The organism is Pseudomonas sp. SMV71 (genome assembly GCF_052042015.1).
In the GTDB taxonomy this organism is placed as follows: Bacteria; Pseudomonadota; Gammaproteobacteria; order Pseudomonadales; family Pseudomonadaceae; genus Aquipseudomonas.
This window is the reverse complement of sequence record NZ_JBKGGU010000001.1, coordinates 260,674-279,392: the sequence shown is the minus strand read 5'-3', so window position 1 is coordinate 279,392 and position 18,719 is coordinate 260,674. Positions and strand designations below refer to the sequence as shown.

Here is an 18,719-nt window from a genome sequence, read left to right as displayed (position 1 = left end):
TTGATCCGCGTCATGGAAGCTATGAAGCAAAGGTGCTAATGACACTAAATAGACTATATGACACAAAGTGTCATTTGCAATCGCAGATTGTCCGTTTCTCTGGAAATGTTGGTTACCTATGTCCATTCGCTTGAAATTGCTCAGGAAAAAACTCGGCATGACACTGGACGTCCTCGCCGATAAAACCGGGATGACCAAGAGCTACCTGTCCAAGGTGGAACGCGGGCTGAGCACGCCCTCCATCGCCACGGCACTCAAGCTCGCCAAGGCGCTGAACGTGAACGTCGAGGAATTGTTCTCCGAAGAAAACGTTTCCCTCGACAGCTACAGCCTGGTGCGCTGTGAAGACCGCCAATCGTTGGCGGCGAGCAGTGGCAGCTCCGAATACGCGGTACTGGCCCATCAGGTGTCCGAGCGCAGCCTGCTGCCCTTCATCCTCTATCCCGCGAGCGAATTCACGGCGCATCACGCGTTCAAGGAACACACGGGGGAGGAGTTCCTGTTCGTGCATGAGGGCCAGGTGGAAGTGGATTTCATGAACGAGCGCGTGTTGCTGAATCGCGGGGATGCGCTGCATTTCAATGCACAGAAGCCCCATCGGCTGCGTTCGGTGGGGGAGGTTCAGGCGCAGTTGTTGGTGGTGGTCCACAGCGATGAATCGGTGGGGAAGGGTGAGGACGTTTAGTGCGTCGCCTCGTCAAATGGGTCGGACGTGCAAACGACTGATGGCGAGTCGCTGGTGGAGTTCGCCAACGGAAAGCGCCACGACGTGGACCTGCGCGAGTACATTCGCCAGTTTCCGGTGCTCCAGCCCCTGGAGGATCTGTCTTTGTTCGGGGCCGCGCAGGTGGGCGAATGGGGGTTCGATGTGAGCTGGGGTAATGATCTGGAGCTGGCGGGTGTCACCTTGCATCGGTTGGCGCTGGAGCAGGCCGGTGAGGTGATGCCGACTCAGGCATTCAAAGGCTGGATGGCTGCCAACAAACTTTCGCTGACAACCGCCGCACAGGAATTGGGCTTTACCCGTCGTACCATTACCGCCTACAGCAGCGGTACTTCGCTGATTCCCAAGCACGTGGCCCTGGCTTGCAAGGGCTGGGAGTTTGAATACAAACGCAAGAGAGTGGCAAAAACTGGAAGCGCAAAGACCCAGCAGACGGGTTGCTGATCAGCAGCGTCTGCCGAGTGAGCTAACCTCAGCGGGCGACTAGACGATGGGAGTGGACAAATATCGCAGTGTGCTGCAACGACTCCCGTATATCCGGCTTGGCTATCCCATGCCTGTTCGCAAATTGTTCGACCGCCGCCGTATCAAAACGCGTGGTCTGGATAAAGTCCAAGGCCTCGGCGCTTGTATTCAAGAACCGCGCAACGGGAGGAATCCTCAGTAGCCACTTCAGCAATCGCAGCGGCATGTAATGCTTGGGAGACTTCAAGCCGATGGGTTGCGCCACCTCTGCCAGGAGTTCTCGCAAGTTGGGCGTCTGGGCGTCCAGCGCCAGCAATTCCTGGCCCGCCATGGCAGGATCAAAAGCACTGACCGCCACCAGCTCAACCAGGTAATCCACGGTGACCATCGGCAGCCAGTGCTCGGCGGTACCGGGCACTGCGGTCAGCTTTCTCTGTATCAGGTTGCGTATCAGCGCCACCAGCGGCTGACCGTCAAGGATATGCCCCGTGCGACTGTGGCCAGACACCGTCGCGGGATGGACCACGGTCATTTCCCCGCCCTTGGCGGACATGAGCGCCAGGGTCGCAAAATGCGCCTCCAGCTTGCTCGCCTCATAACTGCCGACACGCCGGTAGACCGCAGGCCAATCCGTCAGCTCCGGACAACGAAGATCAATGCCGATGCGTTGCAGATGTTCATGATTCTTCAGCATGTAGCCGCCGATCATCACCAACCGGTTCTGTTGCTCAGCCGCCAACAGCGCCACGCGCTTCGCCCCTTCCACATTCACCGCACGCGCCTGCCCCAATGAAAGCCCCCAAGCGAAGTGCGCGCCCAGATGGAACACGACTTTGACCCGCCTCAACACTTCCCGGTCAACAAGACGCAGCCCGAGGTTGTCCTGTTCCAGATCGCCGGCTACGGCAAATACCCGGGATGCGTCCCCGCCCAAATGAGCGACTTGCTCGCGCAGTGCCGCCAGTCGCTCAGGACGACGCATCAACACCTGTACCGTGTGACCTTTGGCACTCAGGTTCGCCAACAAATGTTGACCGATAAAGCCGGTACCCCCCGTGACAAAGCACTCCACGCTCATTTCCCTGCTCCTGTTGTAAGGTGAGGAGCCAAGCGTAAACTGTCGACCCAACTCTACAGTCAAGCGGTGTTTTCATGAAAATCGGCGAACTCGAAGCCCGCAGCGGCGCCAGCCGCCATACGCTGCGTTACTACGAGCAAATCGGCCTCATCTCACCGCAGCGGCGAACCAACAACTATCGCGATTACTCAGCGCAAACCCTGCAGGACCTGGACTTTATCCAGCGCGCGCAAAGCATGGGGTTCTCCCTGGGGGAAATAGGCGAGATCCTGAATGCGCAGCGCAACCAGCTGATCGACTGTGCTGACGGCGCCAGGCTGATTGAAAAGAAGATGGCGGAGATCAAACAGAAAATCGCCAACCTTCAAGGCATTTATCAGTATCTGGATCAGGAGCGTGCGAACCTTGAAGACAGTGCTGCCAGGCAGCTTGAGCTTCAGCAGATGAACAGCGCTGCCAACTGAACGTTGCGCTTCAGAAGGCCTGTAAATCATCGCTTATGCCCGTCGAAGAGAAGGCGGCGTCAGAATTGGCTGACGTCCGTGGCGCTATCAGCTCCTTCCTTCCACGCTCAGCCGACATCGCCTTGCGCCTTTGCCTACAACTACGCCAGAATCCGCCGGCTTGTGCGCCCTGGGCTACGTCGGTAGTTTAAGTCCTGTCACTGCTCATCAGTGATCGGGTTTAGTCGCCCGTCTCAACCTAAGGCGTATCACGTCCCTGTCCGTCAGGCTTTGCTGTTCCTGTATCGATGGTGGCTGTGCGCAGGGCGCCCTCGGGCGCGCCGGGATTCTTAGGTTCACCGGTCGACTAACCTGCGTACAGCTGCCGCCCCCTCGTTTAGTCGCGAGGTGGTTTCAGCCTCACTTACAGGAACCTAAGTAGATGGCAAAAATTACTCCAAATCCGCCAGGGACAGACGAAGCTGTATCCCGCGTCCAAACAGCCCGGAACAAAGAACTCGACGACGCAGCCACGCGAGCGTTGGATTTCTACCTCAAACCAAAGCCTCGGAAAGAAACGTCTGGCAATCCCAATACTATTTTTCGCATCGCGGCTGATGTGGATTCTGAGTGTTTGCTTGCCAGCCTCAGTGAGAACCTGGCTTCGGCCAATGCCATGATTGATGATTTGGCGTCTGATCTGGATGGGTCGCGACGGCGCGTGGCGTTGGGGATTCAGCAGATGATTGAGCTGAGTGAGCTGATGGCGAATCGGGCGTTGGATATTGTTGAGGTGAGATAGCGGGCCGGCCGCATTCAGCAACAAGAAAAAAAGGTCTTGTTCAGCAAGACCTTTTCCAATCAGTCCGTGTATTTGACGTTAGACGTGAGCTGCGCGCTCAAACACCTCATCAGCCCATTGGTTCAGGCTTTTGCCGGCGGTTTGAGCTGCAATGGTAGCAGCAGCATGCACCTCAGGACGAATGCGCAGCATCACCTTGCCGGACGCAGGCTTCTCAGGGCTGACGCCTTGCTCGGCACAGTCCGCCAGATAATCCTCAACAGCACTGGCAAACTCGGCACGCAGCTCGGTCACGGAATCAGCGTGAAAGCTGATGATGTCACGCACGCCCAGAATCCGACCGACGAAAATGTCATCACGCTCATCAAACTCAATTCGGGCTGTATAGCCCTTATAGGTCATGCTGTTCATAGCTCAACTCCTGCTCGCTGGAAAAATTCGCGAGCCTCTTCTACCTGATATTTCTTGGCCTCTTTCCCAGGGTGTGGCCGATGGCAACGCCATTGGACCGCACCCAGCACCAGCTTGATCCGCGAACCTTCGCGCTCAAGCACTTGGCCACCCAAATGGATCACCAAGGCTTCAATGTCAGCAAACACTATCGCCGCGCTCGTTGGCGTGCGGTGGATCGCTTCAAGGGTTTTCCGGTGCCTGTTTTTCATGCGGTTGATGCTATCAAAAAAAGATAGCACTATCTAGCCAGTTTGGCGCGTTGCCCCTCTCAGCATTCTGTCCTCGTGTTCTTTATTGCCGAGGTTCTCGCTACGTGTGAACCTGGATAGGCTCGCTGCTCAGCCGGGAGTCATTTAACATCTCGACCTCGTTCAATACGTGGTCTCATCTATGCAGTCTCTCGAAAATACGCTGCTTTCCTATGCCACACAGCACTTGCCATCACTTCCTCATATCTATACTTGGAAGTTCGATACCGCTCTCGTCCACCATTCGTTTAAATGGGAGATCGATGGCTCGAACTGGTACGAAAAAGCGCGCGCACTGAAGCGACACGTCGCCCAGGAGTGGGATTCGTCGCCCGAACAACGAATGGTCCTCGCAGACTACGCGGTGCGCGTGTGGGGAGGTGTTAAGGGAAACGCGCTCGCAACGATGCAAGGCTACGTTCAGACCGTGTCGCAGGGGCGGGTGCCGGACAAGCACAAGGGCATCGCCTCATGGTCGAAGGTGGCGGCATTCTCGAATCCAACCGAACACGCCATCTTCGACGCGCGGGTTGCATTTTCCCTGAACGTTCTACAAATGCTTCACAGCGATGAGCAACGCTGGTGGTTTCCGCATTTGGCGGGCCGAAACACGCACCTCAACGCATGTTGGCCCCGCTTGAAAACCCAGGCGCGTCAACAGCGGTGGATTCGAATTGCAACGACCGATGTCTACTCGACATACATCCAGTTGCTGGTGAGCGTCTCCCGAAAACTGGGGGTGGAGATCGGTGACGTGGAGATGCTGCTATTTTCGAAGGCTGAAGATTTTGCCGGGGCGTTTAACGAGGCCTATCCTCCATCTTGACGACGAAAGCAGCCTGCGAAGCCAGCCTCGGCACTTATTCAAAAGGGGGCGTAGGAGTGTCACTCAGTTCTCCCCGTGGCGAGGGAGCGTAATTCCGCTGTAAGGAAGGGGCGACTTTATTTTTCTAGCTGATCGAAAATATATCTGTCCTCTTTTCGGTCCGGTCGCTTTTCGACCGAAGCCCGAGCCCAAGGACGAAACGTCCTACTCTCCCAGTTCAATTGTTCGTATAGCTTCGGGTGTCGATTCGGAGTGCTTGCTTGCCAACCTAAGCAAAAACCTGTCGTTGGCGAATGCGATGATCAGCGATCTGGCGGTTGACCTGGAGGGTCATGGCGGTATGTGGCGTTGGGGATTCAGCAGGTGGTTGAACTGGTGAGCTGATGAATCGGGCGTTGGATATTGTTGAGGTGGGGTAGGAACTGTCACTCAGCTTAAAAGGCCTTGCCGGCAAGGACTTTTAAGCGAGCGAATGATCTACAAGCAGTTCAGTTCGGCGTCCATACAGCGATCGATACATCGATCGGAACAGGGGGTGACGCCTCAGACCACTCTTTTTGAATAAGCGGCAGAGTGCCTGTGTAATGCTTGTTTCGCGGCAAATTTGGATTGTCGGCATCGACATAGTAAATTCTTAAATATAAGTCAGGGCCACTTTGGCATCTGTAAGCCCAGTGCAATTGATAGTATGCACAACCTCCATTTGCCCGAGTGCCGCGCAGCCGTACCATGTATCGCTGAGTGCTTCCTTCAGCTGTAACAAATGCCGCTAGCTGAGTGTATTCTCCGTCAGGCGTATTTATTGGGGCGGTGGGACCGTTATCTGGCGATCGAGACAGTACATAGGGGGCCAATCCTTCGGGTACGCTCAGGCGCAACTCAGCTACTCGGTGCCCGACAAGTATCAATCGTTTACCCGAAGGTTCGACATTGCTATTGACGAGTCTTGCAGTGTTTTCACGCCATACTCGTGCTGTGTCACCTTTAACGGTGCTACCCATCACGACACCAAAAAAATTGGTGTAGTGAGGGTTGGAGTAAACGCCTTGGTATTCGTTTCCACATAAAATAGTATAAAAATCATCCATAAGCGGGCGGCTGCCTTTATAGCCTTGGGCGTAGTCGCTCGCCTCACCACAATGGCTCGCCCCCGCATTATGTGCCACTTCATGCCTGAGCACGGTGCTTTCATCCAGTACTGCGTTAAGGCTTGTAAATCCGGGTTTGTAAGCTATTCCATACTCATAGCCGTTCCAGAAACTACCGCCCTTGCCGGTGAATACAACATTCATATCGGTCTTCAATAGCGACTTGTAGGGGGCGAGAAAATTTTGCCAGCTGGTTAGGCCTGCACTGGATACGGAAGTGTTGTTATGAAAGACAGTAACCGCCGCAAGCCTTAGTGCGATCTCGTTGTTACCTGTTCTTCTAAGCGCCGTATTGACCGTTTCAACTTGCCCCAGGGCAAAAGCAATAGGGTCGGAAACCTTGTTGTAAATTGTATTGCCATAGGCAACCAGAACATCAGCATAGGACATTGCCTTCGGTGTATTGTCGTCAACTGGTGCGGCGACATCAGATGGCAGGGACTCCGTTATGTCTGTTTCTACCGTATCCGAGGTCATGGGGTCGTATGATGCATCTGCTGTGAATTTGCTTTTGCCATTCGGATCAATTTCAAGCAATCCACGCTTATTTGGTCCATCAATAAACGCTGTGACAGAACCGTCAGGTGAGCGTACCAATACCATAGAGCCTGTCTCTTGCTTTGCGTCATTACGCAAAGAACCGCTTTCCACTGTATAACCTTGCTGGCTACCGAGAGCCAAGCGCTCGAAATGGGCTCCTCCTATTGCGGAGGAGTAGAGTTTGGGATCGGTTGGTAAATTGGCTCTATCAACCGATACATCGCGCACAACTTTTTCATCCGGTCCTAGAGCGGCTAGCTGAGTCGCCGAACCTTCAGGCGCGAAGATAAAAAACCAGACGATGATGAAAGCCGGCCTATGTTTCATGGGATTTTTTCCTTGCTTTAGAGAGCGTTGAGGTGAGGTGGCATAGCAACACGATTACGGTGATAAAAAATCCAGTGCGTACGGTTGGAACATAATCCAGTGTCGGGCTTAGCCGTTTAGGCGATGGACTTAAAGAGAGTTATCCGCGGACGTTAGGATGCCTACTGTTAAAGTTGACAGTCTCGACGAGTGGCTATTGAATATTTCCTATTGGTTGCCGTCGTAGCCAATGGCGCAGCCCTTCTGGGGATACGAACGTCGGCATGATGGTTTCGGGGCAAACGCAGCAAGTTATCGGCCCAGCGGACATCCGTTGGGCCGATGAGCTGAATTAATGCTTAGTCAAATTTTACTTGGGAGACTAACTCTGGATACTCGAGTTCATGTCTGTCTGGCGGTTTTGCATATGTTCCGCGTCCCCAGGCAAACGCTTGGACAGCTTGTATTAAGGAAAGAAAAGGGAAGGAAAGGGGACGGATTTATTTATCAGCTGTCCCGCGTACTAGGTTCGGCGCCCGCTCGTCGGGCACGAGTCCGAAAACACGCAAGGCTATCGGCTCCGCATATGTCCGTTAGGCAATGTCATTTTCATGGTGGAGCGCGAGCACCAGTAGCGTCTACCAACACAGTACGCTCGGCTGCTTGAGCACAAGCGGCTGCACGCTCTGGATATTCCGAACTCCCCGATCAGCACCTTCTCAATGGCTAGGCGAAACGATCAACCTCACAGGTAACTCCCCCCGCAATTTCCGATAACTCCGCTCGTAATGCCACAAAGTTTTTAACCAGGCCGCGAGGGTCGTAAATGAAGAAAACGGGACAAAAAAGGGACAGATTTCTTTTCGTTGATCAACGCTACTCTGGCCCCTTCGCTACGTAGATTGGCTTGTTGCGGTGCACCCTTCGCCCACTGCGTCTAACCGCAAATGTCAGTCCCTCAGTGTCATCTGCGTCTTGAGCAATCTGAAAACGCGGATCGCCGCCGTCCATGCCAATTGACCGACACCTGCCAGCAGGCGCCACAGTACGCCAACCCACTGCCCCAACCTTCGCCGTACAACCCTTAGAACCCGACGCCGATCAGCCGCAGGCCGCGCATCAATCAAGCATAGCTTGGTAGTCGCAAGCGCCACTTTCGCTCCGACCGCTACGGCGACAGCAAGGAAATACAGCCAACGCTGATTCTTGGCTTTGCCGTGTTGGTTGACTAGCACCGACAACTGCTTCAGGGAAGGCTTTGCACCGGCGAGCCAGGGAATGATGCATTCGCTGGCCAATGCGACGGTGTGACTGCTGATATTTTTGTCTACCAGACCCGGTGGACCATCAGGATTGACCGAGCAATAGCCATGCGGGACGTATTCGCAGGTACTGGAGAGGGGGGACGAGCGTGAGATGGCACTGGATAAATATTTCACGGGACACAGTCGTTGGTTGTAGTCGTTGATCTCTTTGCGAATGGCGATCACATCCTCGTCGCTTATGGTTCTTCTATTCGCGGCGTAGTAGCCCTTGGAGTCGTTCGGTGCGAAATCCAGGAAGTAGCTGGCCTCACCTTCCTTGATGTGGGTAAAGGTCCACTGCGAATCACTGCTCCATTGGCATGACTTCAATTTATCCAGGCCGTTAGCCTTGCAGTAATCATCGTAGCGCCTGATCTGGCTTAGTAGGAACGCGCTGGCGTCTTGGATGCTTGCTGTCGCCTCTTTCAGCAATGCGGCATCTTCATTGGCGCCATTATCCGCCACAAAAAACACCGCTGCGACCAATGCCAGCGGAAACCAGAAGTGATCGTATAGTTGTCGGAAGCGTTCGGTGAGGTTGAGGTTGTCATAAACAAGAACCATGACAGCCCAACCGGTGAGGGCGCAAAGCATCAACAAGGGAATCAGCCCAACTTCGCTGCCCAGCTTTCCAACGCCACTGATGGTGTAGCGTATGGGCAGGTAATTGATAGTGGCGAAAAGACCCAGGCAGTTCAACACACCCGGTAGGAGCAACAGCGCGAAGAAAATGAGCACACCTCGCTTTTTGCCCACCGTATAGGCCGCTGCTGCCAGCAAGGGAATCAGCAACATGGACAGCATCATCAGATAGCCAAGCGTGATCATCATGGCTTCATCTGGGGACCAGTAAGTTCCGATGAAATTTCCCGCGTCGTCACGCCCGGTGAAGGTCGATGATACGAGGCCGAGGCCTTCGAGGATTTGGTGAAGGTTGTAGGCGGCGCCGTGTAGGAACTTTGCGTAAGGGTAGAAAAAATCCCCTGTCGAAATTGACATCAGTTTGATTCCTTCAATTCTGTAGTCTTCCTTGGTTACTGCTTAATCTGACCTTTCCCCAAGGGGGGTTTAAGCTTTTGTCTCAGACAAAGCGGCTGTCACCGTTTCCAGCAGTCGAGTAAGGGTGGAAATTGCGAAGTACAGGTCGTCCTGACTATCCCCATCCCACTCCTCAACTGTCTCAAGTTCCGCTCTTAGCTTGATGATGCATTCTTGAATCTCTGCGATTTCAGCGGTGCCACATTGCCTGGCAATTGTCTGCCAGCCTGCATCTGAGATGTTCTCTTGGACAGATAAGCCTGATCTCGCTCTATCAATCAACTCTTGAAGTTTGCTCATCCGGCAGTCCAGCGAAGGTTGGGGGAGGATACTCATTGAATATTCTTCAGATAACCTTTAAGCGCGATCAGCGATGTCTCCAGCTGGGTCACCGTTGGCACGGCGTGCAGATTTTCGGTCAGGCGCTTCAGCTCCCGCCCTAGCACTGTATCTAACCCTCCAACTGCGCCCAACGCCAGATCCAAGCACCGACCTATCTCGGCTTGAATCCCAGCCAAATCCCCCCGCCGCACCAACAACCCAAACACCTCCCGATCACAACCGCCCATCAACGGATCATCCCGCAAAATCGGACTATGCCCCTCCGTCTCATAAGCCAGCTTCAGCGAGTAAAGAGCGACCGTTTCCAGCAGCAATTCCATGGGGTGAAATCCTTTGTCAGCGGATGAGGAGGGGCGGTGGATCAACTGGGCGTCGCAAGGCGGAGCATTGGTTGGGGCTGTGACATTTTTGTGAGCGCTTTGCGCTCAAGCGGGAGCAAGCTCCCTCGCCACGGGTTCCTACTAGCCACAGATTCTTCCTTGCCAGAGGTTTGGTCGTTGTGGCCGCTTCGCGACCCAGCAGGGATAAATCCCCTCGCCACAAATGGATCGGGTGACTTTCCTGTAGACGAAAAAAAAGACCTTGAATTTCAAGGTCTTTCTTTAAGATGGTGCCCCGAGGGAGACTCGAACTCCCACTCCTTTCGAAAACGGATTTTGAATCCGCCGCGTCTACCAATTCCGCCATCAGGGCTCAATGGCGGCGAAGTATAGAGAGGTGACTACCGTTGGTCAATCACGTTTCATGGTCAATTTTTGATATTTCCGCTAGACTTTCCGGCCCTGCTAGACGAACCCCATCATGCGTGTTGCTGACTTTACCTTCGAACTCCCTGATTCGCTGATCGCTCGCCACCCCCTGGCGGAGCGTCGCGCCAGTCGACTGTTGACCCTGGACGGGGTCAGCGGTGCCATGGCTCACCGTCAATTCACTGATTTGCTTGAGCATTTGCGCCCGGGCGATTTGATGGTGTTCAACAATACCCGGGTGATTCCGGCGCGGTTGTTTGGCCAGAAAGCCTCCGGCGGCAAGCTGGAGATTCTGGTGGAGCGGGTGCTGGACAGTCATCGCGTGCTGGCCCATGTGCGCTCCAGCAAGTCGCCCAAGCCGGGTTCGTCGATCTTGATCGACGGCGGGGGCGAGGCGGTGATGGTGGCGCGGCATGATGCGTTGTTCGAGCTGGAGTTTGCCGAAGAGGTGTTGCCGCTGCTCGACCGTGTCGGGCACATGCCGCTGCCTCCTTATATAGATCGCCCGGACGAAGGTTCGGATCGCGAGCGCTATCAGACCGTGTACGCCGAGCGCCTGGGGGCGGTGGCGGCGCCGACGGCGGGGCTGCATTTCGACCAGCCGTTGCTGGAAGCGATTGCCGCCAAGGGCGTGGAGACCACGTTCGTGACGCTGCACGTCGGCGCCGGGACGTTCCAGCCGGTGCGGGTCGAGCGCATCGAAGACCACCACATGCACAGCGAATGGCTGGAAGTGAGCCAGGAAGTGGTCGACGCGGTGGCAGCCTGTCGCGCCCGCGGCGGTCGGGTGGTGGCGGTGGGGACTACCAGCGTGCGTTCCCTGGAAAGCGCTGCCCGTGACGGCGTACTCAAGCCGTTCAGTGGCGACACCGATATCTTCATCTACCCAGGCCGGCCGTTTCACGTGGTCGATGCCCTGGTCACTAACTTTCATTTGCCCGAATCCACGCTGTTGATGCTGGTTTCGGCGTTCGCCGGTTATCCCGAAGCCATGGCCGCCTACAAGGCCGCCGTCGAGCATGGATACCGCTTTTTCAGCTACGGTGATGCGATGTTCATCACCCGTAACCCCGCGCCACGCGGACCCGAGGAAACAGTATGAGTCGCACCTGTCGCATGTCCTTCGAGTTGCTCGCCACCGATGGCAAGGCTCGTCGTGGTCGTCTGACCTTCCCGCGCGGTACGGTGGAAACACCTGCGTTCATGCCGGTGGGCACCTACGGCACGGTCAAGGGCATGCTGCCACGGGACATCGAGGCCATCGGCGCGGAAATCATCCTGGGCAACACCTTCCACCTGTGGCTGCGTCCGGGCATGGAAGTGATCAAGGCCCACGGCGACCTGCACGATTTCATGCAGTGGAAAGGCCCGATTCTGACCGACTCCGGCGGCTTCCAGGTGTTCAGCCTGGGCGCGATGCGCAAGATCAAGGAGGAGGGCGTGACCTTCGCCTCGCCGGTGGACGGTTCCAAGGTGTTCATGGGCCCGGAAGAGTCGATGCAGGTGCAGCGCGACCTGGGCTCGGACATCGTGATGATCTTCGACGAATGCACGCCGTACCCGGCCGATGAAGACGTGGCGCGGGTGTCCATGGAGCTGTCGTTGCGCTGGGCCCAGCGCTCCAAGAACGCCCATGGCGACAACACCGCCGCGCTGTTCGGCATCGTCCAGGGCGGCATGCACCAGGACCTGCGCATGCGCTCGCTCGAAGGCCTGGACAAGATCGGTTTCGACGGCCTGGCGATTGGCGGCCTGTCGGTAGGCGAACCCAAGCATGAAATGATCAAGGTGCTGGATTACCTGCCGGGCCAGATGCCTGCTGACAAACCTCGTTACCTTATGGGCGTTGGCAAACCGGAAGATCTGGTTGAGGGTGTGCGCCGCGGGGTGGACATGTTCGATTGCGTGATGCCAACCCGTAATGCCCGCAATGGGCATCTGTTCATCGACACGGGCGTGCTGAAGATCCGTAACGCGTTCCATCGCCATGATGATTCGCCGCTGGATCCGACCTGCGACTGCTACACGTGCAAGAACTTCTCCCGCGCTTATCTGCATCATTTGGACAAGTGCGGCGAAATGCTCGGTAGCATGTTGAATACGATCCACAATTTGCGTCATTACCAGGTACTTATGGCTGGTTTGCGCGAGGCTATTCAACAGGGTACATTGGCCGCCTTCGTCGAGGCCTTCTATGCCAAGCGCGGGTTGCCTGTACCGCCCTTGGACTGAGTTTTCCGATCCTAAGATTCAATACTTGCAACTGGAGTGCTAAATGAGCTTTTTTATCTCTAACGCCATGGCTGATGCCGCTGCCCCTGCAGCTGCGCCTATGGGTGGCGGTTTCGAGTGGATTTTCCTGGTCGGCTTCCTGGTCATCTTCTACCTGATGATCTGGCGTCCACAGGCCAAGCGCGCCAAAGAGCAGAAGAACCTGCTGAGCAACCTGCAGAAGGGCGACGAAGTGGTCACCACCGGCGGCATCGCTGGCAAGATCACCAAAGTGGCGGACGATTTCGTGGTTCTGGAAGTGTCCGACACTGTTGAAATGAAGTTCCAGAAGGGCGCTATCGCGGCCACGCTGCCAAAGGGCACGCTGAAAGCGATCTAAGGTTTTCAACTTCTCTTCAATCGACGGGGCGCGCAAGGCGCCCCGCGTCATAAGCGGGCGGCGTGATGCTGAACAAATACCCTCTGTGGAAATATGTACTGATCCTGGCGGTGCTGGCGATCGGTCTGATTTATTCCGCTCCCAATCTCTACCCGGATGACCCGGCCATCCAGGTCAGTGGCGCAAGCACTGCCTTGCAGGTCACCCAGGCGGATCTGGACCGTGCGAGCGCTGCGCTCAAGGCTTCGGGAATCGAAGTCAAGGCGGCGTCCATCGCCGAAAACGGCAAGGGCGGCCTGTTGCGCCTGGTCAAGGCTGAAGACCAGTTGCCGGCCAAGGACGTGGTACGCAAGGCCATGGGCGACGATTACGTTGTAGCCCTGAACCTGGCCCAGACCACCCCGCAATGGCTGCGCAAATTCGGCGCGCACCCGATGAAGCTCGGCCTGGACTTGTCCGGTGGTGTGCACTTCCTGCTGGAAGTGGACATGGACAAAGCCCTCGACGCGCGCATGAAAGTCTACGAAGGCGACGTCAAGAGCCTGTTGCGTAAAGAGCGCGTGCGCTACCGCAGCCTGCCGGCCTTCAACGGTGCCATTCAGCTGGGCTTCAGCGATGAAGATACCCGCGAGCAGGCCCGTGCACTGATCCGCAAGACCTTCAACGATTTCGACATTGTACCGGCCGACCTCAATGGTCAGGCGGTGCTGCGTCTGGCGATGACCCCGGCCAAGCTGGCGGAAATCCGCGAATACTCCATCAAGCAGAACTTGACCACGGTCCGTAACCGCGTCAACGAGCTGGGTGTGGCCGAACCGATCGTGCAACGCCAGGGTGCCAACCGCATCGTGGTCGAACTGCCGGGCGTGCAGGACACTGCCGAAGCCAAGCGTATCCTCGGCAAGACCGCCAACCTGGAATTCCGCCTCGCGGCCGAGCCGGGTGCCTCCAAGGCGACGTCCGAAAGCTTCGAATTCCGTGAGGGCAATCGTCCGGCGGCGCAGATCGAGCGTGGCCTGATCATCACCGGTGACCAGGTCACCGACGCCCAGGCGAGCTTCGACGAGCACGGTCGTCCACAGGTGAACATCCACCTCGACGGCCACGGCGGCGAACTGATGAGCCGCGCCACGCGCAGCAACGTCGGTCGCAGCATGGCGGTGATCTTCATCGAGCAGAAGCCGACCACCACCTACACCAGGCAAGTGGTCAATGGTGTCGAAAAAGACGTTCCGGTGCAGACCTTCAAGGAAGAGAAGAAGATCATCAGCCTGGCGACCATCCAGTCGCCACTGGGCAGCCAGTTCCGCATCACCGGCCTGAACGGCCAGGGTGAATCCTCGGAGCTGGCCCTGTTGCTGCGTGCCGGTGGCCTGGCCGCGCCGATGTACTTCGCTGAAGAGCGCACCATCGGCCCGAGCCTGGGTGCCGACAACATCACCAAGGGTATCGACGCTTCGTTGTGGGGCATGCTGTTCGTGTCGCTGTTCATCATCGCCATCTACCGCTTCTTCGGCCTCATCGCCACGGTCGCGCTGGCGGTGAACATGGTGATGCTGCTGGCGCTGATGTCGCTGCTGGGGGCTACACTGACCCTGCCGGGTATCGCCGGTATCGTGCTGACCATGGGTATGGCGGTGGACGCCAACGTGCTGATCTTCTCGCGGATCCGTGAAGAGATCGCCGCCGGGATGTCGATCCAACGGGCAATCAATGAAGGCTTCGGCCGGGCATTCACCGCGATCCTCGACGCCAACCTGACCACGTTGCTGGTCGGCGGGATTCTCTTCGCCATGGGCACCGGCCCGGTCAAGGGCTTCGCAGTGACCATGTCCCTCGGGATCTTTACCTCGATGTTCACGGCCATCATGGTGACCCGCGCAATGGTCAACCTGATCTTTGGCGGTCGTGACTTCAAGAAGTTGTGGATTTAAGGGGCTGCCATGTTACGTACAATCAACTTCATGGGCGTTCGCAACGTTGCGTTCGGCGTCACATTGTTTCTTACCGTACTGGCGTTGTTCAGTTGGGCCACCAAGGGCCTGAACTACGGCCTGGACTTCACCGGCGGTACGCTCATCGAGCTGACCTACGAGCGTCCGGCCGACGTCACCAAGGTGCGTGAGCAGCTGGCGACGTCCGGTTACCACGAAGCCATCGTGCAGAGCTTCGGTGCAACCACCGACCTGCTGGTGCGTATGCCTGGCGAAGATCCGCAACTGGGTCACCAGGTTGCCGAAGCCCTGCAGCAGGCCGGCGGCGACAACCCGGCGCAGGTCAAGCGCGTCGAGTTCGTCGGTCCGCAAGTCGGTGAAGAGCTGCGCGACCAGGGCGGCCTCGGCATGCTGATGGCGCTGGGCGGCATCCTGATCTACCTGGCTTTCCGCTTTCAGTGGAAGTTCGCGGTGGGGGCGATTGTCTCGCTGATCCACGACGTGATCGTGACCGTGGGCATCCTCTCGTTCTTCCAGATCACTTTCGACCTGACAGTGCTGGCGGCGGTGCTGGCGATCATCGGCTACTCGCTCAACGACACCATCGTGGTGTTCGACCGGGTCCGTGAGAACTTTCGGGTGCTGCGCAAGGCCTCGTTGATCGAGAACATCAACATCTCGACCACCCAGACCCTGCTGCGGACCATGGCAACGTCGATCTCCACCTTGCTGGCGATTGCCGCGCTGTTGTTCTTTGGTGGCGACAACCTATTCGGTTTCTCCATCGCGCTGTTCGTCGGTGTGTTGGCGGGTACCTACTCGTCGATCTACATCGCCAACGTGGTGCTGATCTGGCTGAACCTGAGCACCGAGGACCTGATTCCTCCAGCGGCCACTGAGACTCAGGTGGACGACCGCCCATAAGGCTCGGCTTCCCGCCCGTCACCCCTTGAAAGGCGCGAGTTGAACTCGCGCCTTTTTTTATGCTCCAAGGCTGGGAGAAGCGCGGATTATTCCGCTTGTGATGGTCAGGAGGTTCAAGTGAACAAGTCGATGCTGGTTGGTGCGGTATTGGGTGCTGTCGGTGTAACTGCCGGTGGTGCGGTCGCGACCTACAGCTTGGTGAATAGTGGTCCTGAGTATGCACAAGTGTTGGCCGTGGAGCCGGTCAAGACTCAGATCAAGACTCCACGTGAAGTATGTAAGGATGTCACCGTGACCCGGCAGAAACCGGTTCAGGATCAACACCAGATCGCCGGCACCGTGATCGGCGCCCTGGCGGGTGGCCTGCTCGGTAACCAGGTCGGCGGCGGCACCGGCAAGAAAATCGCCACCGTGGCCGGTGCGGCAGGCGGCGGTTACGCCGGCAACAAGATTCAGGAAGGCATGCAGGAACGCGACACCTACACCACCACCCAGACTCGCTGCAATACCGTCAACGACATCAGCGACAAGGTGGTCGGCTACGACGTACGCTACATGCTCGACGGCAAAGAAGGCAAAGTCCGCATGGATCGCGACCCGGGCAACCAGATCCCGGTGAACAAGGAAGGCCAGCTGATCCTGTCGCAGGCGCAGCAGTGATTGGCCTGAGCCGGCTGTAACGAAAAGCACCCTACGGGCAATGCCGATCAGTTAAGCCCTCTTGCTTGACCTTCAGCCGCAAGAAAACAAAATCCGATGCCTATGCGGGCATCGGATTTTTTATGCTTCACGCTCGGCTTTGGAGTACCGCTCTAGAAGTGGTAGGCGCTTAACAGTCAATCAAACGTATATTTGCCTTCTAGCATGAATGCTGGCTCTCTCCAGTTTTTCCCTCTGACAATCCCAGAGCCGCTATATTTTATAAATCCAGCGTCACACATTTGTTTAACGATTCTTAATAGGCCCATATTATCCGAAACATGTGCCCATTTAGCTCGGCTATACAGGCCGTCTAGTTGGGGAAGAGAAATGCCTCGCTCATATTTTGTGACAAATAGAATCACTTCCTCAGGCTTTTCGTTAAGCACAATTTCCTCAATGACGCTCATTATTTTCTCCTCCTATTTTTTTTGTACTCTCTTTCTCGTTGTTTATTGTCTGCTTCTATGGCGTCAGGTGTATAGAGTAATTCAAAAGCGTCTTTGAGTTTGTAATCTTCTAGGGTTGCCGCGTGAGCGTTATTCCAAGTGACACCTTCATCATTGGGGTCAACGCCATCCGCTACCCCTAGGTTTCTGAAGCGTTCAAGCTCTCTGAGTTCATGAGTATAGAAGCGTTTGTCGGTAGCTGTGATTGCTAGTTCACCTCTAAGAATTTTTTCAAGACGATCAACCATGATCACATTGGCATCCGCAACGGGGAAACGCCTAATATGCAATTTGACTAGGCTTATACCCGCTTTCGTCACGATAGCATTGGTCCAATCTAAATTCTGGATTGCGCCTCCAGCTTTAGCTGGATTAAAGAATCGACCACTGTACTTCCCTCTCGTGGTGGCCCCTTCATAAGGGCTGTTGAAAACAACGTAAATCGGTGGCAGGCCACTGTCGATTGGAAAGCAGTAAATACAATCCCTGAAGTCAGGTGGCTCGATAGCTGGTAATGGTACAGGTTGTGCGTGCAGCGGTAACAGATCAACTCCAGTGTATCTCGGTATTTCCACTGGTCTGGCAGGTGAGATTGTCGAACTGTTTTCCCAGTGGATAATGGGAAAACTGAGGGTGATGGGCGGTGTGTCGGTGGAGGTGAAGCTGTAGCTGTTGGTCTTCTGGTCAAACTCCAGCGCCCGAACTGGCACCGCTGGCGAAATGTTCCCACCCGTCGGTGTTGCAACGAGTGTGTATTGGTTGAGGTCACCATAAATCCGATAGGGAAGATCGACGGTTCCTTCGGCAGCGGCAATTTCATTCAGGTTAGACGGTGCATCTGGCAAGACTGTGCTACCAGATAGCTTGAGGACCGTTTGAGGAAAACGCTCGCCGTTACCCAGAGCAGGTGAATAGAACAACGCACCAATACCAATCGCCGTTGCACGACTCAGAAGTGCTTCTCCCAGCCCTGTTAATAACAGAATGCTTTTGCGGAGCGCGGCCTCGAAGGTCCAACCGTCTGCATTTTGGACAGTGGCAGTGCCCGCCACGGTTACCAACTGTGCAGATTGACCAAGGGGTAAATTGAAGCTGTAGACAGTTTCGCCTCTAGCCAAGGCATTCTGGATTGCAGCATCTATGGCTGGAGAAGCGTCCTCTAACGCAGACACAGCCTCGACAAGAATTCGTTTAACGTAGGCGGCTGTCAGAGATCTCAGGAAATTTTCGTAATAACCTAGGCGTTCATACTCGTGTTCTGCAGTGTCGACATATGCCGCGAACATCTCACCCATTTCAGTGCTGTCCAGCGACAGTGGGTCTACACCGAATAAGATGTCCGCTTCATACCAGCTCCTATTCATTTCAATTCGTTGTAGGAGCTCGACAATGATTGCTTTCTTTTTTAAGGTGCCTTCAAACTCATTGAATGGGTGGGTATCAATAGCCGAATTTATGCGTATATCAATTTCATTTCGCACTCCCGTCGTGCTGTTCGAGAAGGCGCTTTCTATCTGATCTTGGACAGAATGCGCTATGGCTACCAACTTTGAATATGCGTCGTGCTCTCTATCGATAGTTTCAATGCGGGTGATCCACAGTAACTGGCGGATGAGTGCCGTCCCAATTCAGAGCA

General features: G+C 55.8%; 22 protein-coding genes and 1 tRNA gene. 13 read left to right on the top strand and 10 right to left on the bottom strand.

The window, feature by feature from the left end:
• Positions 1-118: 118 nt before the first annotated feature.
• Complete coding sequence (locus tag ACLEJQ_RS01395) at positions 119-685, top strand: helix-turn-helix domain-containing protein (protein ID WP_440791452.1); 567 nt, start codon at positions 119-121, stop codon at positions 683-685.
• Between the two features lie 27 nt (positions 686-712).
• Entirely contained in the window at positions 713-1,168 is a 456-nt protein-coding gene (locus ACLEJQ_RS01390; RefSeq protein WP_440791450.1) for a DUF2442 domain-containing protein, read from the top strand.
• 28 nt (positions 1,169-1,196) lie between these two features.
• Here the strand turns inward: ACLEJQ_RS01390 and ACLEJQ_RS01385 are convergent, their stop codons facing one another.
• Positions 1,197-2,267 carry an SDR family oxidoreductase gene (locus tag ACLEJQ_RS01385; RefSeq protein WP_440791641.1) on the bottom strand — a complete coding sequence of 357 codons (1,071 nt, stop codon included), beginning with the start codon at positions 2,265-2,267 and terminating at the stop codon, positions 1,197-1,199.
• A 74-nt stretch (positions 2,268-2,341) separates the two neighbouring features.
• Between ACLEJQ_RS01385 and ACLEJQ_RS01380 the strand changes: the two genes are divergently transcribed.
• Together ACLEJQ_RS01380 and ACLEJQ_RS01375 are read left to right on the top strand one after the other, a co-directional pair.
• Positions 2,342-2,731 (top strand): MerR family transcriptional regulator, encoded by a 390-nt coding sequence (locus ACLEJQ_RS01380; RefSeq protein ID WP_440791448.1) that lies wholly within the window; start codon positions 2,342-2,344, stop codon positions 2,729-2,731.
• A gap of 421 nt (positions 2,732-3,152) precedes the next feature.
• Positions 3,153-3,512 (top strand): DUF6124 family protein, encoded by a 360-nt coding sequence (locus ACLEJQ_RS01375; RefSeq protein WP_440791446.1) that lies wholly within the window; start codon positions 3,153-3,155, stop codon positions 3,510-3,512.
• 78 nt (positions 3,513-3,590) lie between these two features.
• Here the strand turns inward: ACLEJQ_RS01375 and ACLEJQ_RS01370 are convergent, their stop codons facing one another.
• Positions 3,591-3,923: a type II toxin-antitoxin system HicB family antitoxin gene (locus ACLEJQ_RS01370; RefSeq protein ID WP_072346904.1), complete on the bottom strand. Its 333-nt coding sequence runs from the start codon at positions 3,921-3,923 to the stop codon at positions 3,591-3,593.
• The gene (locus ACLEJQ_RS01365) at positions 3,920-4,066 is read right to left on the bottom strand and encodes a type II toxin-antitoxin system HicA family toxin (RefSeq protein WP_440791639.1); all 147 of its coding nucleotides are present in this window, start codon (positions 4,064-4,066) and stop codon (positions 3,920-3,922) included. Before ACLEJQ_RS01365 ends, ACLEJQ_RS01370 begins: the two co-directional genes overlap by 4 nt.
• On the opposite strand from ACLEJQ_RS01365, the gene ACLEJQ_RS01360 reads away from it, so the two are divergent.
• The 3 genes from ACLEJQ_RS01360 to ACLEJQ_RS01350 all read left to right on the top strand — a co-directional run bounded on the left by ACLEJQ_RS01360 (position 4,004) and on the right by ACLEJQ_RS01350 (position 5,418).
• A complete protein-coding gene (locus ACLEJQ_RS01360) occupies positions 4,004-4,201 on the top strand; it encodes a hypothetical protein (protein WP_440791650.1) in 198 nt (65 codons plus the stop codon). The genes ACLEJQ_RS01365 and ACLEJQ_RS01360 overlap by 63 nt on opposite strands.
• Before the next feature lie 154 nt (positions 4,202-4,355).
• A complete protein-coding gene (locus tag ACLEJQ_RS01355; protein ID WP_440791444.1) occupies positions 4,356-5,039 on the top strand; it encodes a hypothetical protein in 684 nt (227 codons plus the stop codon).
• A 256-nt stretch (positions 5,040-5,295) separates the two neighbouring features.
• The gene (locus ACLEJQ_RS01350) at positions 5,296-5,418 is read left to right on the top strand and encodes a hypothetical protein (protein ID WP_440791442.1); all 123 of its coding nucleotides are present in this window, start codon (positions 5,296-5,298) and stop codon (positions 5,416-5,418) included.
• A gap of 109 nt (positions 5,419-5,527) precedes the next feature.
• Here ACLEJQ_RS01350 and ACLEJQ_RS01345 read toward each other — a convergent pair whose 3' ends face one another.
• The 5 genes from ACLEJQ_RS01345 to ACLEJQ_RS01325 form a co-directional block, all read right to left on the bottom strand.
• On the bottom strand, positions 5,528-7,054 hold the full coding sequence (locus ACLEJQ_RS01345) for a hypothetical protein (RefSeq protein ID WP_440791440.1): 1,527 nt from the start codon (positions 7,052-7,054) through the stop codon (positions 5,528-5,530).
• 929 nt (positions 7,055-7,983) lie between these two features.
• A complete protein-coding gene (locus ACLEJQ_RS01340) occupies positions 7,984-9,336 on the bottom strand; it encodes a hypothetical protein (protein ID WP_440791438.1) in 1,353 nt (450 codons plus the stop codon).
• Between the two features lie 69 nt (positions 9,337-9,405).
• Complete coding sequence (locus tag ACLEJQ_RS01335) at positions 9,406-9,675, bottom strand: hypothetical protein (protein ID WP_440791436.1); 270 nt, start codon at positions 9,673-9,675, stop codon at positions 9,406-9,408.
• Positions 9,676-9,707: 32 nt separating this feature from the next.
• Positions 9,708-10,037, bottom strand: a complete 330-nt coding sequence (locus ACLEJQ_RS01330; RefSeq protein ID WP_440791434.1) for a hypothetical protein — start codon at positions 10,035-10,037, stop codon at positions 9,708-9,710.
• Between the two features lie 288 nt (positions 10,038-10,325).
• A tRNA-Leu gene (locus ACLEJQ_RS01325) sits at positions 10,326-10,410 on the bottom strand.
• A 108-nt stretch (positions 10,411-10,518) separates the two neighbouring features.
• Here ACLEJQ_RS01325 and queA point away from each other — a divergent pair.
• The 6 genes from queA to ACLEJQ_RS01295 all read left to right on the top strand — a co-directional run bounded on the left by queA (position 10,519) and on the right by ACLEJQ_RS01295 (position 16,595).
• Complete coding sequence (queA, locus tag ACLEJQ_RS01320; protein WP_232776082.1) at positions 10,519-11,568, top strand: tRNA preQ1(34) S-adenosylmethionine ribosyltransferase-isomerase QueA; 1,050 nt, start codon at positions 10,519-10,521, stop codon at positions 11,566-11,568.
• A 14-nt stretch (positions 11,569-11,582) separates the two neighbouring features.
• Positions 11,583-12,698, top strand: coding sequence for a tRNA guanosine(34) transglycosylase Tgt (gene tgt, locus ACLEJQ_RS01315; RefSeq protein WP_162843649.1), 1,116 nt, complete (start codon positions 11,583-11,585; stop codon positions 12,696-12,698).
• Positions 12,699-12,741: 43 nt separating this feature from the next.
• A complete protein-coding gene (gene yajC / locus ACLEJQ_RS01310) occupies positions 12,742-13,077 on the top strand; it encodes a preprotein translocase subunit YajC (protein ID WP_440791432.1) in 336 nt (111 codons plus the stop codon).
• Between the two features lie 65 nt (positions 13,078-13,142).
• Positions 13,143-15,011, top strand: a complete 1,869-nt coding sequence (secD, locus tag ACLEJQ_RS01305) for a protein translocase subunit SecD (protein ID WP_440791431.1) — start codon at positions 13,143-13,145, stop codon at positions 15,009-15,011.
• A gap of 9 nt (positions 15,012-15,020) precedes the next feature.
• Positions 15,021-15,935 carry a protein translocase subunit SecF gene (gene secF / locus ACLEJQ_RS01300; RefSeq protein ID WP_440791429.1) on the top strand — a complete coding sequence of 305 codons (915 nt, stop codon included), beginning with the start codon at positions 15,021-15,023 and terminating at the stop codon, positions 15,933-15,935.
• 117 nt (positions 15,936-16,052) lie between these two features.
• Complete coding sequence (locus ACLEJQ_RS01295; protein WP_440791427.1) at positions 16,053-16,595, top strand: glycine zipper 2TM domain-containing protein; 543 nt, start codon at positions 16,053-16,055, stop codon at positions 16,593-16,595.
• A 176-nt stretch (positions 16,596-16,771) separates the two neighbouring features.
• Here the strand turns inward: ACLEJQ_RS01295 and ACLEJQ_RS01290 are convergent, their stop codons facing one another.
• A complete protein-coding gene (locus ACLEJQ_RS01290) occupies positions 16,772-17,044 on the bottom strand; it encodes a hypothetical protein (RefSeq protein ID WP_440791425.1) in 273 nt (90 codons plus the stop codon).
• Complete coding sequence (locus tag ACLEJQ_RS01285) at positions 17,044-18,564, bottom strand: S-type pyocin domain-containing protein (protein ID WP_440791423.1); 1,521 nt, start codon at positions 18,562-18,564, stop codon at positions 17,044-17,046. The genes ACLEJQ_RS01290 and ACLEJQ_RS01285 overlap by 1 nt, the downstream gene beginning before the upstream one ends.
• Positions 18,565-18,719 lie beyond the last annotated feature (155 nt).

Excerpts from the sequence above, each read along its gene's own strand:
- ACLEJQ_RS01330 (WP_440791434.1), bottom strand. The coding sequence starts at position 10,037 with ATGGAATTGCTGCTGGAAACGGTCGCTCTTTACTCGCTGAAGCTGGCT.
- queA (WP_232776082.1), top strand. The coding sequence starts at position 10,519 with ATGCGTGTTGCTGACTTTACCTTCGAACTCCCTGATTCGCTGATCGCT.
- ACLEJQ_RS01290 (WP_440791425.1), bottom strand. The coding sequence starts at position 17,044 with ATGAGCGTCATTGAGGAAATTGTGCTTAACGAAAAGCCTGAGGAAGTG.
- ACLEJQ_RS01355 (WP_440791444.1), top strand. The coding sequence starts at position 4,356 with ATGCAGTCTCTCGAAAATACGCTGCTTTCCTATGCCACACAGCACTTG.
- yajC (WP_440791432.1), top strand. The coding sequence starts at position 12,742 with ATGAGCTTTTTTATCTCTAACGCCATGGCTGATGCCGCTGCCCCTGCA.
- ACLEJQ_RS01380 (WP_440791448.1), top strand. The coding sequence starts at position 2,342 with ATGAAAATCGGCGAACTCGAAGCCCGCAGCGGCGCCAGCCGCCATACG.
- secD (WP_440791431.1), top strand. The coding sequence starts at position 13,143 with ATGCTGAACAAATACCCTCTGTGGAAATATGTACTGATCCTGGCGGTG.
- ACLEJQ_RS01370 (WP_072346904.1), bottom strand. The coding sequence starts at position 3,923 with ATGAACAGCATGACCTATAAGGGCTATACAGCCCGAATTGAGTTTGAT.
- ACLEJQ_RS01360 (WP_440791650.1), top strand. The coding sequence starts at position 4,004 with ATGGCAACGCCATTGGACCGCACCCAGCACCAGCTTGATCCGCGAACC.
- ACLEJQ_RS01375 (WP_440791446.1), top strand. The coding sequence starts at position 3,153 with ATGGCAAAAATTACTCCAAATCCGCCAGGGACAGACGAAGCTGTATCC.
- tgt (WP_162843649.1), top strand. The coding sequence starts at position 11,583 with ATGTCCTTCGAGTTGCTCGCCACCGATGGCAAGGCTCGTCGTGGTCGT.
- ACLEJQ_RS01345 (WP_440791440.1), bottom strand. The coding sequence starts at position 7,054 with ATGAAACATAGGCCGGCTTTCATCATCGTCTGGTTTTTTATCTTCGCG.
- ACLEJQ_RS01395 (WP_440791452.1), top strand. The coding sequence starts at position 119 with ATGTCCATTCGCTTGAAATTGCTCAGGAAAAAACTCGGCATGACACTG.
- secF (WP_440791429.1), top strand. The coding sequence starts at position 15,021 with ATGTTACGTACAATCAACTTCATGGGCGTTCGCAACGTTGCGTTCGGC.
- ACLEJQ_RS01385 (WP_440791641.1), bottom strand. The coding sequence starts at position 2,267 with ATGAGCGTGGAGTGCTTTGTCACGGGGGGTACCGGCTTTATCGGTCAA.
- ACLEJQ_RS01335 (WP_440791436.1), bottom strand. The coding sequence starts at position 9,675 with ATGAGCAAACTTCAAGAGTTGATTGATAGAGCGAGATCAGGCTTATCT.
- ACLEJQ_RS01340 (WP_440791438.1), bottom strand. The coding sequence starts at position 9,336 with ATGTCAATTTCGACAGGGGATTTTTTCTACCCTTACGCAAAGTTCCTA.